The sequence below is a fragment of the Mobiluncus sp. genome (assembly GCF_034180645.1).
Classification (GTDB): domain Bacteria; phylum Actinomycetota; class Actinomycetes; order Actinomycetales; family Actinomycetaceae; genus Mobiluncus.
This window is the reverse complement of the sequence record NZ_JAXFNY010000021.1, coordinates 74677-90685: the sequence shown is the minus strand read 5'-3', so window position 1 is coordinate 90685 and position 16009 is coordinate 74677. Positions and strand designations below refer to the sequence as shown.

Here is a 16009-nt window from a genome sequence, read left to right as displayed (position 1 = left end):
TGTTTAGCGCACACTCTTGACCTTATACACCAGCGCGGCCCCGACCAGCACGATGAGGGCCGCGAAGATGTATAGCGCCATATAACCGCTGGTGTAATCCGGAAACGCTTTTACCAGCGGTGCGGCCAGCAGGGGAGCCAGGGCCTGAGGCAAAGCGGCCGCGATGTTGATAACTCCGAGGTCGCGCGCCGCGTCATTGGTTGGCGGCAGCACCTGAGTGACCAGCGCAAAGTCTACGGAAACATAGATACCGTAGCCTATCCCGAGTAAAAACGCCCCCAGGAGCGCGCCTTCCCAAGTCTGGATGAACGCCAGACTGAGACCCGATAGCGCCATGGTCAGGCCAGAGAACGCCACCAAGGGCTTGCGTTTCCCCATCCGGTCAGAGATAGTTCCACCGGCGAGGGTCGTCGCCACGGTCATCAGCGCGTACAGGCCGGAGAGCACAAAAACTCCGAAGTCGGGATGTGCGTAGCCCACCGCATCCATTAGGTAAAACAGCAGGTAAAGCGTGCAGAGGGAGTTAGATAGGTTGATGAGGAAACGACTGACCCAGGTCCAGGCAAAGTCGGGGTAACGCCGGGGGGATACCCAAAATCGTTTCAGGAAGGCCCAAAGATTGAAGGGCGCGGGTTTCTCGACGAGGTAACGGTCGTGGGCTGTGAACAGGTAGGGAATCACCAGAGCGATGAGGAGGGCAATGCAGGCCAGGTATCCCCAGGTCAGGTTGCCGAAAGCGGAGGCCATTCCCGTTCCCGCGACCACCCCGAAGGTTTGCCCCATTCCCAACCAGCCGCCCATTTGACCGCGGTATTCCACTTTCACCTGGTCATTCACGGTGGCGGTGATGGCTGCGTACATAGCGTTTAGGCAGGCTTGCACCAGCGCCCAAGCGACCACCATGGCCCACACCGAATGGGAAAATGCCAGCCAAGTCAAGGCCAGCGCCCCCAGAATTGTTCCCCAAAATACCCAGGGCAAACGGCGTCCGAAGCGGGAAGTCGTGCGGTCAGAGAGCGCCCCAAAAAACGGGTTACCCAGGGCAGAGACGAAAGCTCCGACACCGGTGACCAGCGAAAGTACGTATTCCTTATAGTCCGGGGCGACAGCGGCCGCTTGCAACCCCAGCAGCACCTGGATAGGTCCGAACCAGGCCGTGTAGACGGCTAGGTTCGCTGCGGAAACGCTGACGCGCCACCTTAGCCGAGGTTTTTCCAGAGGTGCGTCGGCGGGAACTTGGGCGTGAAAGCGTCCCGAGCGCGCGGAGCTGGCGGGGTCGGCGCTCATTGCTGGCGTACCTGCGCAATCAAGTCTCGATACCAGTAATAGGAATCTTTGGGAATCCGGGTCTTATCGGCGGTGGCGAAGTCCGTGTAGATCAGTCCGAACCGCTGGGTTTCGCCGTCGGCCCATTCAAAGTTGTCCAGCAGAGACCAAACATAGTATCCGGCCACGTTTACCCCGGCTTGGCGAGCCGCCGCGACAGCCTGGAAGTGCCGGGCCAGGTAGTCGATACGCCGCGGGTCATGAACCCGCGCTTGACCGGAGTCGTCGGTGGTGACCGTTTCCGTAAACGCCGCGCCGCCCTCGGTCACAATGATTGGGGGCAAGGCCGACCCGTAGCGTTCCCGGAGCTGTACCAGGATTTCGGTCAGTCCTTCAGGATAAATCGCCCAGTCGAAGCTGGTGCGGTCCTCCATCTTTAGGGATTCAATCGTGAAGGGGATATCGTCCGGCATCACGTACAGATTGGCGTTGTCGGCCTGCAAGGGGGGTGCGGCCGCGGGTGCGGCTGTTGGAGGCGTCTCGTCGCCGGGCAGTCGTGAGACCACTACGGCCGGTTCATAGTAGTTGATTCCATAAAACTCCAGGGGCTCGCATGCGCCTTTGACCTGCTCGCTCATGGTTGCAGCAGTCTCGGGGTTGACCTCCTGGGCGATGAGGTCCAGAACCGCCTGCGGGTAAGATCCTTTCAACATGGCCGAAGCGAAGAAGTCGTTGTAAATCGCGTCATAGAGACCGGCCATCTGTACGTCCACCGGGTTTTTGGTGTCGGCTGGATAGACCGGGGTGTGGTTGGAGGCGCAACCCACTGACGAGGCACCCAAACCGTGCAGTAGCCGCACCGTTTCCCCGTGAGCCAAGTTCAAGGCATGTCCGACGCCAAGCGCCTGGTAGCCAAGCGTCAGACCGGGGGCGTGAATCCCGATAGCGTGGCCGAGCAGGGTGTGGACGTTCGGCTCGTTAATGGGAATCCAGTGCCTCACCCGGTCATGGAATGCTTCGTAGGCGACCTTGGCGTAGCGCAGGAACATGGCGGTGGTTTCGGGATTGAGCCAGCCGCCCTTTTCCTGCATGGCTTGGGGCAAATCCCAGTGATACAGCGTCGCCATGACTTCGATGTCTGCCTCAGCTAGGGCATCTAGGACGCGGTTGTAGAAATCGATTCCAGCCTGGTTCGGTGTCCCCGCCGCGGTCAAGATACGCGGCCAAGCCAGGGATAGGCGATAGTGTTTCAGGCCAGCTTGTCGCATCAGTTCCACATCGCGGTTGAACAGGTGGTAGTGGTCACAAGAGGTGTCGCCGGTTGTGTTATCAATGACTTTGCCGGGGGTGTGGACAAAAGTATCCCAGATGCTCTCTTGGCGTCCGTCGGCGTTGACGGCTCCTTCAATCTGATATGAAGCCGTGGAAGTGCCGAAGGCAAAGTCTGGGGGAAATGCGAGTTCACGTGCCAGGTCACAGACCTTTTCAAATTTGCTCTCCATAAGGCAATTATAGTCATCCTTGCCCAGGGAAAATGGGAATTCGGTAGACTGGAAACGCTGGTTCTTAGGGAGGTAACGGTGCGTATAGCGACTTGGAACGTGAACTCGATTCGCACTCGCTTGAATCGAGTGACGGCGTTCCTGGAACGTGAAAACATTGACGTTTTGGCGATGCAAGAAATCAAGTGCCGCAACGATCAGTTCCCTACTGCCGCCTTTGAAACCGCAGGTTACCAAGTATTTGTCAACGGTTTGAATCAGTGGAACGGGGTCGCGGTGGCGGTGCGCCAGGGGATTAGCGCTCACCTGCTGGGTACCGAGTTTTACGGTGCCATCGCCCAACCGTACTTTTCTGTCCCGCCCAAACCGCCCCAGCTGGAACCACGAGTGTTGGGGGTGCGCGTGGCCGGGGTGGAGTGCTGGTCGCTCTATGTTCCCAATGGGCGCGAAGTCGGCCACCCTCACTACCAGTACAAGTTAAAATGGCTCGATTCCCTGCGTTCCCACGTGATTCGCACTCTGGACACAGATCCGGAGAGTTTGGGGCTTTACCTGGGGGACTTCAACGTGGCTCCGCGTGACGAGGACGTGTGGGACGTGGCGGACTTTGTCGAGGCGACCCATGTCTCCGAACCGGAGCGGCAAGTGTTTGCCAAGCTCCTGGACCCCGACACGGTCGGTGACGCGGTCACCCTCCACGATGACCTCATCGCGGGTTTGCCAGGAAATCTGACCGAAATTACCCGGCAATTCGCTCCCGGCTGGACCTACTGGGATTATCAACGTGCCCGCTGGCGGCGTAACCAAGGCATGAAAATCGACTTTGCCTTGGCTACTCCGCGCCTGGTTTCCCGTGTGACCGGCGCGTTTATTGATACTGCGGAGCGTGATGGGGAACAGCCCTCCGACCACGCTCCGGTGGTCGTGGATTTTGAATAAATCCTGGTCAGTCCCAAAACGACTTCACTTTTCCCTAAGATTTCTCCCCGTAGTGCCGATATGATTCTTGTAGTGTGAGAAGTAGTTAAGTTTTAAAGAAAAAAGGGGGCGGGAACGATGAGCATCTTGCGGCGTTTGACTGTCGCGGGCACCGCGTTGGCTTTGACCCTGTTGGGGCTGGTTTTTCCAACTATGGCGGTGGCGCAGGAACGTGCCGCGTTCCCCGGTGTGATTGACCTGCCGACTTGGATTATCGGGGGACGCGAACCGATTGAATCCAATGCTTCCCCGCAGGATAACTGGGTGGTGACCGGGAAAGTCGTTACCTATCTCTCGGGGGAACGCGCTGGTGCGACTGATGACAATGGTGAGGAGCTCGTTGCTGGTATCCATGTATTTGCCCGCTACCAGGCCAATAATGGGGCGTGGTCGCCGATTTTCAAAACCACCACCACCTCTGTCGAAACAAATTCAAAAACTGGGCGGTCCTCGAACTATGCCATCAAAATGCGCGACTTCGTTGATTACAACGGGGAACTGGGACAATTCCGCCCCGGCGAAGGCAAGGTACAGCGTCTCCAGGTGTGGATTAACCCCGAACAGGTTCCTGGATACCGTCTGACTTTCTCGGAGCGCACCGGCGGGGTCATCCAGGGTTACTCCACCAGGAAAGATTTCAACTGGACTGCCAGCCAGATGATGCAGTGGGGTTTCCTTTCCGTAGGCAGGAACTCTACCCAGGTATCCCAGATGAATATCGGGCTCATTAAAGTCGCGGAGTCGCAAGAGGAACTGCTTGGAAACGGGGTAACTATCGAGCCTTCCCTTGCTGCACCACCCGCAACCGGTTGGGCAGCAAAGAAAAAGACTTTGCAGGGCTATGTGCGTTGGGAAAACCAAACCCTTAACAGGGGCGGCGGCAATGCTTACGTGGGGCGAGCGAACATTGAAGATTACCCAGTGAACACCCCGGTCGAAGGCTATGTGGTGGTCGCGGCAGTGAAAAATAAAGACAACAGTGTCGAGGCTCGCTGCACCACTACCAAGAACCTATCAAATGATGACGGTAAAACCCCTAACTGGACGATTTACTTTAACAACGATGTTGATCTTAAAAACATGAAGTTCCAGGTGTTCAAAGGGACCTGTACGCAAGACACCGTAAGTCTGCAACCGTTGCCCAAGCGGATGGCCTACTGGAGTCCGTTCCCCACCGCGGTTGATAGCTGGGGAACTACGCTTAACGGTATCCTCGGCAGCGCCAACCAGGGTTGGACCGGCACCCGCTGGGAGGATAACGTTCGGGTACTGTTGCGGCCGCTGCAAATGCAACTGCTGCCCCACGGGGAAAGTTTGGGAACAGATTCGGGTACCCAATCCTTCTATGGGGATAAAGTCACAGTGGATTACAGCCGATTGCCGCTGAACACCCCGCTGGTGGCTCATCTGTACGCCGGAACGTTGAGCGATAACGGTTCGGGAGAACCCATCGAGTCCAAAACATTTACAGCACAAGGTAATCAAGGCAGCGGGTCGGTGACCTTTGACACGGAACTGACTGGCGACACTTTTAAGCAATATTGGGTCGATGTCGTTCCTAAAAACATCTCTCAACATCCCGAATGGCAGGTGCTGGCCTCGCAAAGTTTCCTGTACAAACCGATTCAACTTGAAATCAGCAAGGGAGCGGCGAACACACCGGGAACCTTCACAATCACCAAGAAGGCACCGGCTGATAACTTGGTTAAGCTCACCGGTTGCCAGGTGGTTTCAAATACTGACACCGCGGCCGCCACAGATTCCCTACCTTACGGCTTGAAGCGGGAGAGCACGGGTAACGGCTGCACGCTTAGCGGTACGCCGGAAAAATCTGGGGTTCACTCGCTGTGGGTCAAATTCACCTTCACCGACAAAGAGGGCAAATCGCACACGTCAGTGCAGTATCTGCCTTGGACAGTCGAGCCGCGTCTAAAACCGCAGATAGAACCGGGGACTCCGGATTCTGAGGTGAGCAAGTACTCCCCGCTGGAAAAGTTCCCCGCCGTCGGGGTGCCCTACTCCGGTTTGGTTTCGCCCTTCCCGGATTGGCAAGGCCGGCACTTCACCTATCAGGTGTTCGACACTGACCCGGGACAGAGCAGCGCCGCGCTCGTGCCCGGCACGGACGGGATGGTGAGCCTGCGTAACGGCAACACTGAGAGCGGCTTGAAGTTTAACCCAGCGACCGGCCAAGTCACCGGCACCACCCAAGAGCACAAATCTGCTGTTTTCTGGGTGAGAGCCACCGACGAGGACGGTGGGGTCACCCCCGCTGTGAAGTATGAGATCTACCCCGGCTCGCCCATGATTTTGCAGCGCGCCCAGCTACCCACCGGCTCTGGTGGCAGTGAGTACCAGAACGCGAACGGAACTCCCATTGTGATTTGGGTTTCCGGTGGGGAACCCACGGCTAATGAATTGACGGTTAGCGGTACTACTTTGCCTCGCAATACCTACACCGAAGCCAAAATTCTCAAAGTCTATGACGGCGACAATCACGAGGTACAAGCGGGAAACATTGGCGGGGTGAAATGTGAAATCCAGAATAATAATTCCGGCGGTGGGCAATTTATTCTCTGTTCCGGCACCCCGAACGTGTCCAAGGCTACGACCTATTACCTGCAGGTGAAATACACCGACAAAAATGGCCGCACCTTAAACGGCGCCAAATACACCCTGCCCCAAGTGAAAGCCCTGACCACCCTGACCGGGTCGGAGGGCTGGCTAAAGATGACGCTGCTGCCCCAAATCGTGGCTGACACCGACCCCGGAGCGGGCAACAGCGCGGACCTGCCCGATGGTACGAAAGGATTGAGCTACGGACCGCAGGACGTAAAGCCCTATCTGTCGGGCGGTACCGGGAACTTCGCGAATTACACTTTCAGCGCTGCCGGTTTGCCGGCCGGCTTGACCATGGACGCCAATGGTGTAATCACTGGCAAGCCTTTGGAAACCACCACGCCAGACGGGGTGAACGTCAAGGTTTACCTGCGGGGCAAAGACGGCACTGCGGCGGAACGCTCCTCGACTACCGTCACTTTCCAGCTGCGCATCAAAACTGACCTGAAGGCGACAACAGATACCCTGTCCGCGACTGCTCAGGGCGGAACGACCTACACTTCCAACAAGCCGCTGCTGGACGTGAGTTCTGCGGCTGGCATTTCCGGCGGGGTTTCACCCTACAGTTACAAACTGCAATACCAGGACGGTAGCGGTTCATGGCATGATGCCACCCCTTCCGGGGGTCGCTACCAGGTTCCCAATGCGGATGGTAGCGCTTCCGGCCTGTTGCTGGATAGCAACGGCAAACTGGTGGGGGCGACTATGGGCAAAGACTCGTTCCCTCAGCTGCGGGTGGTGGTGACCGATGCTGATATGGTTTCTTGCACAGGTGGATGTTCGGTGAATGTCGGCTTGAACCTGAAACGGGTCGATGAACGGCGTCCGAGTGTGGCCGAGGGTGCTTCCATCACGGCAAACGTAGGGGAAACCGTCACCGGGTTCTTGCCGGTAAACGACCCCTCGGGCACGCCCCAAAAATATGAAATCGACACCAAAGTGCTGCCGGAGGGAGTCACTCTCACGATTGACTCTGACACCGGGAAGTACACCTTAACTGCAACTCATGAAGCGGTGGCAGGCAATAGCGGTTCTGTCACCCTGAAAGTTAAGGGAGCTAACGGGTTAGAGGGTAACGTCACCCTCCTGATTCACGTTACCGACCAGCGCATTCCAAAAACCAACAATAACGTGGCAATTATTCTGGAACAAGGCATTCGGGTGCCCGACACGGCAAAAGTAACCGAGGCGATTGACTCGACTCAATCCCCAGTTATCAAGTGCTTTGTGCCTTCTAACTATAAACCGACTGAAACCTCCGGGTGCCCCAGCACAGCTCAAAAACTGCCCGGGTTCGATGGGGTTAGCCTCAATCCGGACGGAACGCTGACCGGCACCCCAGTTAAGGGCGACGTCGGGGAACATCAGGTTCCCCTGAAAGCGTTGGGTGTAAACGGCAAATGGTCCACCGAATTTAGCGCCAAGATTACAGTGTCGCCTACCTCTTTGGTATTCGAGCCGGGTATCGCACCGGGAGGAACCACCGGACAGGCTTATGAGTGGACCTTTAACCCCGCCACCGGTGCCGAGGGCCTCACCAAGACGTACCAGGTTATCGGCTCGAACGGTCAGCCAGTCACCGGCTGCAGCGTGAATACCGGCGGTTCCAAACCGAAACTCACCTGTCGTGACGGTGCGCTAACCAACGGCGAAACCTATACCCTGCGGGTGAGTGCTGGAACGGGTACTGCCGCGGTCAGCATTGACCGGGTGTTTACCCCGGAGATTTATCCGCCGCTGAACTTTGAAAGCTATATCCTGCCCAGCGCCGCCGTTGGGGCGGTATATCAGCAGAAGGACGGCTCAACTTTCCGGTTCACCGCTGCGGGAGGTAGTGGTAGCTACGGATTTAGCTTCCCGGCAGACTCTAAACATCAGAAAGCTACAGCTCCGTTCAGCTGTACCGGATGGATTTTAAAGACCGACCAAGGCGTGGAGTCGGGGCTGTGCCTGGAACGTGACGGGCGCATCACCGGAACCCCAAAGGTGGCGGGCACTATTGACCTGTCTAAACTGGAGGTCACCGACAGCGCCCAGCATAAAGCCGGCCTGCCCGCAGGTGCAAAGGAAACGCTGGTCATTAACCCGCAGTTGCAGCTCACTAATCTGTGCGCAAAGCCGCAGAGCGGAGCCGATTACCCGTGTCAGGGCATTAAGAAACAGCCGGTCGGGACGAACGGAAAACTTAAGATTGCCACCGTGTCCGGCGGCGCTGCACCTTACCGCAATCTGCGGGTGGAAGGGCTGGACGCCTATAACGCCGGAGTTACCGATCCCGCCCAACAACTAAAAGCTGATTGGTGCGGTACCGCCCCGACCACCAACGCGGGTGGAGACATCTGTCTGACCGGAACCTGGCCCAAGACGATGGTGCCCGGATCCTCCCTGAACATTTACGTGACTGGGGCGGCGGGACGAACCGTCACCGTAGAAGCATTTATCCCGGTAGTCACTGACCTGAAATTTATCGATAATCCGAGCGGCGTGCCTACAGGCGTAATCCTGAAACAAACTTCCGGTAGTACGCAACCTGACAATATCGACCAGACGACCTGGGATAAGGTTTCGAGCAAGATTGTCAGTAATCTGCCCACTATCGGGATTAGCTTGGACAAGGACGCCGTTACCGGCAACTCATTGACGCTCCCGTCTTTGGTTACGGGCGGAGTCAGTCCGTACACTTATCTGACTGTGCCCTGCGACAATACCGATGCCTCCGGCAACTGTGCCTTGGGTGACACGGGATTGTTCCTGGACAAGTCCACCGGTGAGCTCGTGGGCACCCCGAAGCCCGGTACCAGCGCCGCCGTAGTGGTGAGCGTTACCGATTCGGATTCCCCGGCGCAAACCAAGAAATCCAACCTGGTGTTTTCTATCGCGGACACCCGTAAGCCCAAGGTTACCGCGACCACGATAAACGCCGAGGTAGACACTGCTGTGAACCAGGTCATACCGGTTAGCGATGGCTCCGGGCAATACGCGAGCGTCTCAGATTCTGGCAAACCTAGCTGGATGAGTCTCACGCTGACCAATAATGTACTGACCGTTACAGGAAAGCCCGGCCCTGGCCACGTCACCAGCGCGGAGGGCGGTACGTTTAGTGTGACGGTGACGGATAAGAACGGTAACACTAGCGAGCCGGCCACCATTACTTACGCGGTCAAGGACAACCGAGTACCGAACTTGAGCAGCCTGACGAACAGTTCCAGCACGGACCTGACCGGGACGGAAGGTAAGAGCGTTCAGGGCTGGACAGAATTGCCAAAGGGTACGACCAAATACGGGCCGAAGATTACCTCATGGACCGTCGAGGGGCTGCCCCAGGGGGTAGAATTCGACCCCGAAAGCGGCACGCTTTCGCCCAATAAGATTGCTTCTGGGAAATCTGGGACCTACCCCATCACCATTACCGCCACCGCTGAAAACGGCAAAACCACCACCATCGTGAAAAACCTGGTCGTGACAGCGTCCACTCTGAAGGTTGCGGAACACGATGCCGGGAATCTTAGCAAAGACCGGGATTTGAGCAACGACTCAGCCACTATAGCGACCGTGAGCGGCGGAACCGGGTCTTACATCTTGGTTGGTAGTGTGACCGGTTTGCCGAATACCCTCACAGCCACTCTCGATAGTAGCGGCAATATTGTACTGTCCGGTACAATACCTGATGAGAATAAAGACTACTCCGTGACGATTACCGTCAAGGATTCTGACGGGGTTCAGCGAACCCTCACCCGCACCCTGCATATTGGCAAGGGATTGTCGGTCGCCAAGACCACCATGCCCACCGCCACCATTGACAAAGCATACGAACAACAATGCTTGGGTGTTTCGGGCGGAACTAAGCCCTATAGGATCAGTGGAACTCCAACCGGCGTGCCCACTGGCATGACCATCAAAGTTGAGAATAACGATGTGTGCCTGTCGGGTGTGCCCACAACAGGGGCTGGGAATGTGGCTACGGCCACATTTACCCTGACGGATAACTCTAATCCGGCGGGCAGTATAACGGTCACTATCAAGATTCCGGTGAATGAGAAGTTCACCGCAACGGAGCCAAATCCGAGCAGTCATAACTTCTATGCTGGCAATGCAATTATTGCTTTTACTCCGACAGAGGGTAGTGGGGACAGCTGCTATGGGCTGAATTCGTCCGAGGGCTGTCTGAAGGCTGACATTACTTATTCGGCGTCTGGTTTGCCCGCGGGGTTGTCCATTAATCCTCAGACTGGACAGATTTCCGGCACGCCGACAGAACTGGTGAAGAACCGGGATATTAGCGTGACGGTGGCTTCCAGTGCGCCGGGCAGCAATCCGATTACCAAGACGTTCTCGCTCACGGTGGCTTCGGCATTCTCCGACCCGAATAACGATTTCAATGTGGCGCCAAGCACCACCGTACCGGAGTTGGACGCTAACGGCACGGTTAAGACTGATAACTCCAGCAACCAGGTATTGCCCGTCCCGGAAATAAAGAACGCTAACGGGGACACAGTGGCGACCGGGAAGTACTCCATTGAGAACGTCCAGCCTGATTCGCAGGGGAACTATCCGCTGGGCAAGTCCGGTCTGGCTTTGACCCCGGACGGGAAACTCGTGGGCACCCTCAAACCCGGACAGCCCAATACACCGGGCACCAACGGCACGTTTAACCTGGGTGACTACCCGGTGGTGCTGAACGATAATGCTGGTGGTGGCCAGATTGGTCCTAAGACGGTTGCCTTTACCGTGACCGATACCCGCACCCCTCAGATTACAGTGAATAGCGCCACTGTCGAGGTCGGGCAAGCGGCAGACATCAGCATGGGGGTGACCGGCGGCTCTGGAAAGATTGACACGGTGAGCTTGAGCGGCTGTAACAACCTGAGTGTGGCAGAGGGCAAAATCCACGTTCCCGAAAATGCCTTCAGTGAAGGTACAAGAGTCACCTGCCAGGTTACCGTCAAGGATTATAACGGCAAGTCGGTGAATAGTACCCTGACAATTTCGGTCAACGATAGCCGTCAGCCGAAGTTCAATACGAACGAACGGGAACGCTACGCCTGGCAAGGCCTGGACTTCACCCACGTCACTTTGGGCAATAACTCTGAACCGGGCATTCCGGTGATGACATGGCTGGTTGACCCTGCCACCGACCCCACGGCGGCACCACTGAAATCGGTAAAGATTGCTGGCTTGCCCGACAAGTTCAAAGTTATGTTAGGTAACAACGAAGCTGACAAGGATAACGACGGGGTTTACACGTGTGACACCCCAGCGGACTGCACCATTGTGGGCTACGCTGCTAAGGACGTCACCGGGGTAAAGGACTTTACCCTCACGATTACGGCAGACACCCAGAACTCGGAGGGGCAAGCGACTAACCTCACCGCCAGCAAATCGATACCGCTGCGCGTGTTTGCTTCCCCGCTCCAGCTAAACACCAGCACGCCTAACGGCATGATTCGTGCCACCAACGGTAGCTACACTTCCACAGTCGGCACGGTTGACTACCGCGGAACCATTACGTCAACGACACAGGCGGGGGATGCTCTGCTCCACAACGATAGTGCCTGGGACGGCACCTACGCCCTGGACAACAATGCGGACTACCAGATTGTGAAGGTTACGGCGTACAACCGCGATGGCTCGAATGCAGAGGTAGCCAGTCACGGTCTGACTCTCACGGCCACACCTGCTTCCCCCGCGGCCATGCCGAAGGGGGACCAGGCCAAGAAGGCACAAACCTTGACGCTGAAATCCACGAACACTGGGACTATCCCGGAGGGCACCACGTCCCTGGCGGTCGAGCTGAAATTGACTGACGGACATGGGATAGTGCGTAGTGCCACCGTGAACATTCCGGTGGTGCAAAAGCTGGAATGGGCTGGCCCGCCGTTCAACAGTGCGGCTGATCCGGTGAAGTTGGGCACGGTCGGGGTGCCAGGCGCGCCTTATCCGGCTTACTATGCCGAAGCTAAGGGCGGGGATGGCAGCCTCAGCACTTCGCTGGCCGATGCCACCACCAACATTACAACTGCTGTTGAGGCGGACGCGAAAGCCAAGTTCAATGGTAGAACCGGATATCAGGGCATTCCTCCGGTGTATTGTGCCGCACAAGGCACTATCGAGTCGGATACTCGCCCGAAGTGTTTCCCCATTCCCGACTTGGGCGGAACTATTCCAGCTAATGCCTGGAACAATCCGGTGCCGGCAAACTACAAGGGTCTGTTTATGCTCTCTAATGGGAAACTCTCCGGGTCTATCCCTGAGAATGTCACGGCTGGCACCTATCCTGCTCAGGTTTTGGTCATTGACGGCTCCGGCCAGCTGATCAAAAAGACTTTCTCTATTACGGTGGAACAGAAACTGACCCTGACCCTGCCCAATAACAAGCTGCCTGACGGTAAGCGGGGTATCTGTTACGGCTCCACCACAGGAGAAAAGCCTAACAATGGGACTTGTAGCGTAAGTAAAGAGGTCGGCACCTATGACGGTCCCGATGATATTACCGCGACTTGTGAACTCATCCCGCCGGTAGACGGACTTGCGGTCACCTGTACCGGAGGTACGGTCACGATTTCTGGTGCCCCGACCCAAACTTATGACGGCAATGCCACTGTCAAAGTTACCTTGACCGGTGGCGCGGGTCAGAGCGTGGAAAAGACACTGCCGCTGCTAATCGAAACTGACCTGATTTTCCAAAACAGCGACAACGTCAAGGTGGAAACTGACCCGGACGGCACGCAAAAAATCGAGGTAAACACCACTGCTAACGGCAAGGATTTACCCAAGATGAAGCTGGAAGTTACAGGAGGGGTTACAGAAGGGGAAGACTCATACACCTATTACGTCGAGGACAAGGGTGGAAACCGGGTTTCCCCCGTACCTTGCCCTGCTGGCGTAACAAGCACGACCAGCAAGCCGATTGTGTGCTATCCCATTGGCACCACCGGACTGGTGCTGGACTCCGAAGGTAACATCCACGGTACTCCGAATCCGGGCGGAAGCGCGGAAGGGAATTTCGTGGTCGCGGACTCCGACACGACCCCGCGAACCAAGAAGGCTGCTATTACGGTGAACATTGCCGACAAGCGTCCCCCGCAGGTCTATGACCTCACAATTAACACAACAGTAGGGGCGACTTCATTGAGCGGTTCTACCCAACTGGTAGCAGAGGATCCGCAAAACCCGCCTGTTAACACCAGCACTTTGCCATCAGAACAGCAGACCGCCGCCGGTAAGCACGGCTTCTCTACGATTAAGCCAACCGGCGCACTTGGCACGCCGGATGAGTGTTCCGTCACGGATTCCATGCCCGGCTGGTTGACGCTTGGCACCGACGGGGTGATCTCCCTGGCTAGTAACCAGAAAGTCCCGGTTAACGCGGCTGGCGAACCCCACAAGTTCTGTGTGTGGTATGTAGGTCCGAACGGGGCCAACGCCCCGAAACCCGCTGTGGTCAGTGTGAACGTCACCGACCAGCGCCGTGTAACTATCGACGGTGGAAACGGCGACACTACTGATGCCGAGATTGGTGCACCGGTGAGCCCGGACCCAGCTACGCTGGTGGAGGCTAGAATCCCAGCTGACCTGGTAAACAGCCCCACCAAACCCTTGGTTACGAAACTGAACCCGGACGGCACTGCTTGTACGGGGACTATCTGCAAGTTCACCTCTACCGGCACCAGCTTTACCGATGAGAGTATCGACGGCCTCACGGTCACGGGATTGAACTGCACCGGTACCGGCAATGACCCGCGCAGCTGCTCTATTGCAGTTTCGGGAACCCCGACTCCGAGTGCTGCCGGAGATCATCAGTTGTCCTACCGAATCACCCTGCCCAACGGTCAAACCCAGATTATTTCCCACACCCTGCATATTCCGCCCTACGACCTGGCGTTGAGTTTGGAACCGATGAACCCGGCGGTCGTGGGGCTGGATTATCTCCAAATTTCCAAGCCGGTCCTGGCTCAGGGCGGCTCGCGGAGCTACTGGTTCCAACTGTGGGATCCGAAGCATCCGGTAGACGATGCCTCTGCCTCCAACAACACGGCAAAGGTCGGAGATATGGACTTGGTGACCACTGGTAACCAGGTGAAACTCCAGTGGAAGCCCACCGATGCCGACCTAGCGAAAGCCTCGGGCGGAAACATTCCGGTCACCATCACCGTGTGGGACAAGACCGCCTGCCAGATGAATTCAAATGGCCCGGGCGAGAACAAACCGGGACCGGCTGATTGCCTCTACAAGGTCACCAAGACGGTCAACATCCCCCTGCACGCCGCCCCTGTCACCACGGACATCACAGTCCCGGAGGTGACGGAAGGTACCAGTACCTCCTCTTCACCGGTCTATACCGGCAACGGCAAGGCGGAACTGTCCGGTACCATAGCACCCGGCAATGAGCACCTATTCACCTTCGACCCGAACTCGGGTGTGGTAACACTCAAGGACACGGCGCGTCCTGGCACCTATACGGCCGTGATTCGCGTCACCCTGCCGGGCGTGGCCATCCCGTTCTACCGTAACGTGACCTTTACGGTGAAGGAAAAGCCTGTGCCAGAGCCAACTAACCCGACCCCTTCCGCCACCCCGGAACCGCGTCCCGGTGTGGCGCCCCTCAGCCCGTCTACTGGCATCACGTATCCGGCGCGCGACCTCGACACCTTGGTGGTGCGTCACGGAGGGAATGACCGAATCGGCACGTCTCTGGCAGTGCTGGACTTCTTTAGCGCTAAGTCCTCGACCCCGACAGAAGCAAACAACCTGGTGGTGGCTTACGCTGATTACGCGGGCAAGGTGAGCTTGCCGTGGTCAGATACGGCGGTCTTGGTACGTGACGATGACTATCCTGACGCTTTGGTCGCCGGTCCTTTGGCAGCTAACTACAACGCGCCTATCCTGATGACCCCGACTAAACAAGTCCCGCATCGGGTTGTGGATGCTCTGCGGACCTACGGATTTACGAAAGTTATCCTGGTCGGTAATTCCGGTGCCATCAGCGCCGGGGCGGCATCTCAGCTGCAAAATGCCGGATTCCAGGTACAGCGCCTGGGTGGTCAGGACCGCTACCGTACCGCGGGAGCCGTCGCTGATCACCTGTTGGCGGCACGTGGCCGGGATAAATCCGACGTGTACCTGGCGACCGGCGTTGACTACCCGGACGCTTTGAGTGCTTCATCGGCGGCCATCAAGAATGTTGGCGTGGTGTTGCTCACTCCGCGCCGCACGGTGGATGGAACCAGCCAAGGCTGGATGAACTCCGCCAAGGCGGCAAAGGTCGTTGCAGTGGGCGGGCCGGCAGTAGCGGCTGCCGAAAAGTCGGTGCATCTCGATGAGAAGCAAGTTGGTGTCGACCGTTACGAAACCGCGGAAAAGGTCGCCTCGGCGTACTTCCCGCCGAATCCGGGTCGAATTGCCGTTGCGACCGGCAAGGACTTCCCCGATGCGACCTTGGCGGCTTCCCTAACCGCCCGAACCGGTTCGCCTCTGGTGCTGACCAGGCCGGACACCTTAACCAAACCCACTACCCAGTTCCTGACCCGTAATCGGGCTAGTGTCCGCAAGGTTGACGTGGTCGGAGGGAAAGCCGCGGTCACTGAGAAAGTGCGTGGCGAAATCTATAGCGCCCTGCGCTAATCCTGGGTTTAGTGCGAAATAGC

Annotated in this window: 4 protein-coding genes; 2 read left to right on the top strand and 2 right to left on the bottom strand. The window is 57.3% G+C overall.

The window, feature by feature from the left end:
• Window positions 1-3: 3 nt before the first annotated feature.
• Window positions 4-1287 (bottom strand): MFS transporter, encoded by a 1284-nt coding sequence (locus tag SPI05_RS08410; RefSeq protein WP_321077672.1) that lies wholly within the window; start codon window positions 1285-1287, stop codon window positions 4-6.
• Window positions 1284-2768: a glycoside hydrolase family 1 protein gene (locus SPI05_RS08405; RefSeq protein WP_321077671.1), complete on the bottom strand. Its 1485-nt coding sequence runs from the start codon at window positions 2766-2768 to the stop codon at window positions 1284-1286. The genes SPI05_RS08410 and SPI05_RS08405 overlap by 4 nt, the downstream gene beginning before the upstream one ends.
• A gap of 78 nt (window positions 2769-2846) precedes the next feature.
• On the opposite strand from SPI05_RS08405, the gene SPI05_RS08400 reads away from it, so the two are divergent.
• Window positions 2847-3707 (top strand): exodeoxyribonuclease III, encoded by an 861-nt coding sequence (locus SPI05_RS08400; protein ID WP_321077670.1) that lies wholly within the window; start codon window positions 2847-2849, stop codon window positions 3705-3707.
• Between the two features lie 117 nt (window positions 3708-3824).
• Window positions 3825-15986: a cell wall-binding repeat-containing protein gene (locus SPI05_RS08395; protein ID WP_321077669.1), complete on the top strand. Its 12162-nt coding sequence runs from the start codon at window positions 3825-3827 to the stop codon at window positions 15984-15986.
• The last annotated feature ends 23 nt before the right edge of the window (window positions 15987-16009 follow it).

What these genes read in the sequence shown, in the direction of transcription:
- SPI05_RS08410 (WP_321077672.1), bottom strand. Translation starts at nt 1,287, where the DNA reads ATGAGCGCCGACCCCGCCAGCTCCGCGCGCTCGGGACGCTTTCACGCC.
- SPI05_RS08405 (WP_321077671.1), bottom strand. Translation starts at nt 2,768, where the DNA reads ATGGAGAGCAAATTTGAAAAGGTCTGTGACCTGGCACGTGAACTCGCA.
- SPI05_RS08395 (WP_321077669.1), top strand. Translation starts at nt 3,825, where the DNA reads ATGAGCATCTTGCGGCGTTTGACTGTCGCGGGCACCGCGTTGGCTTTG.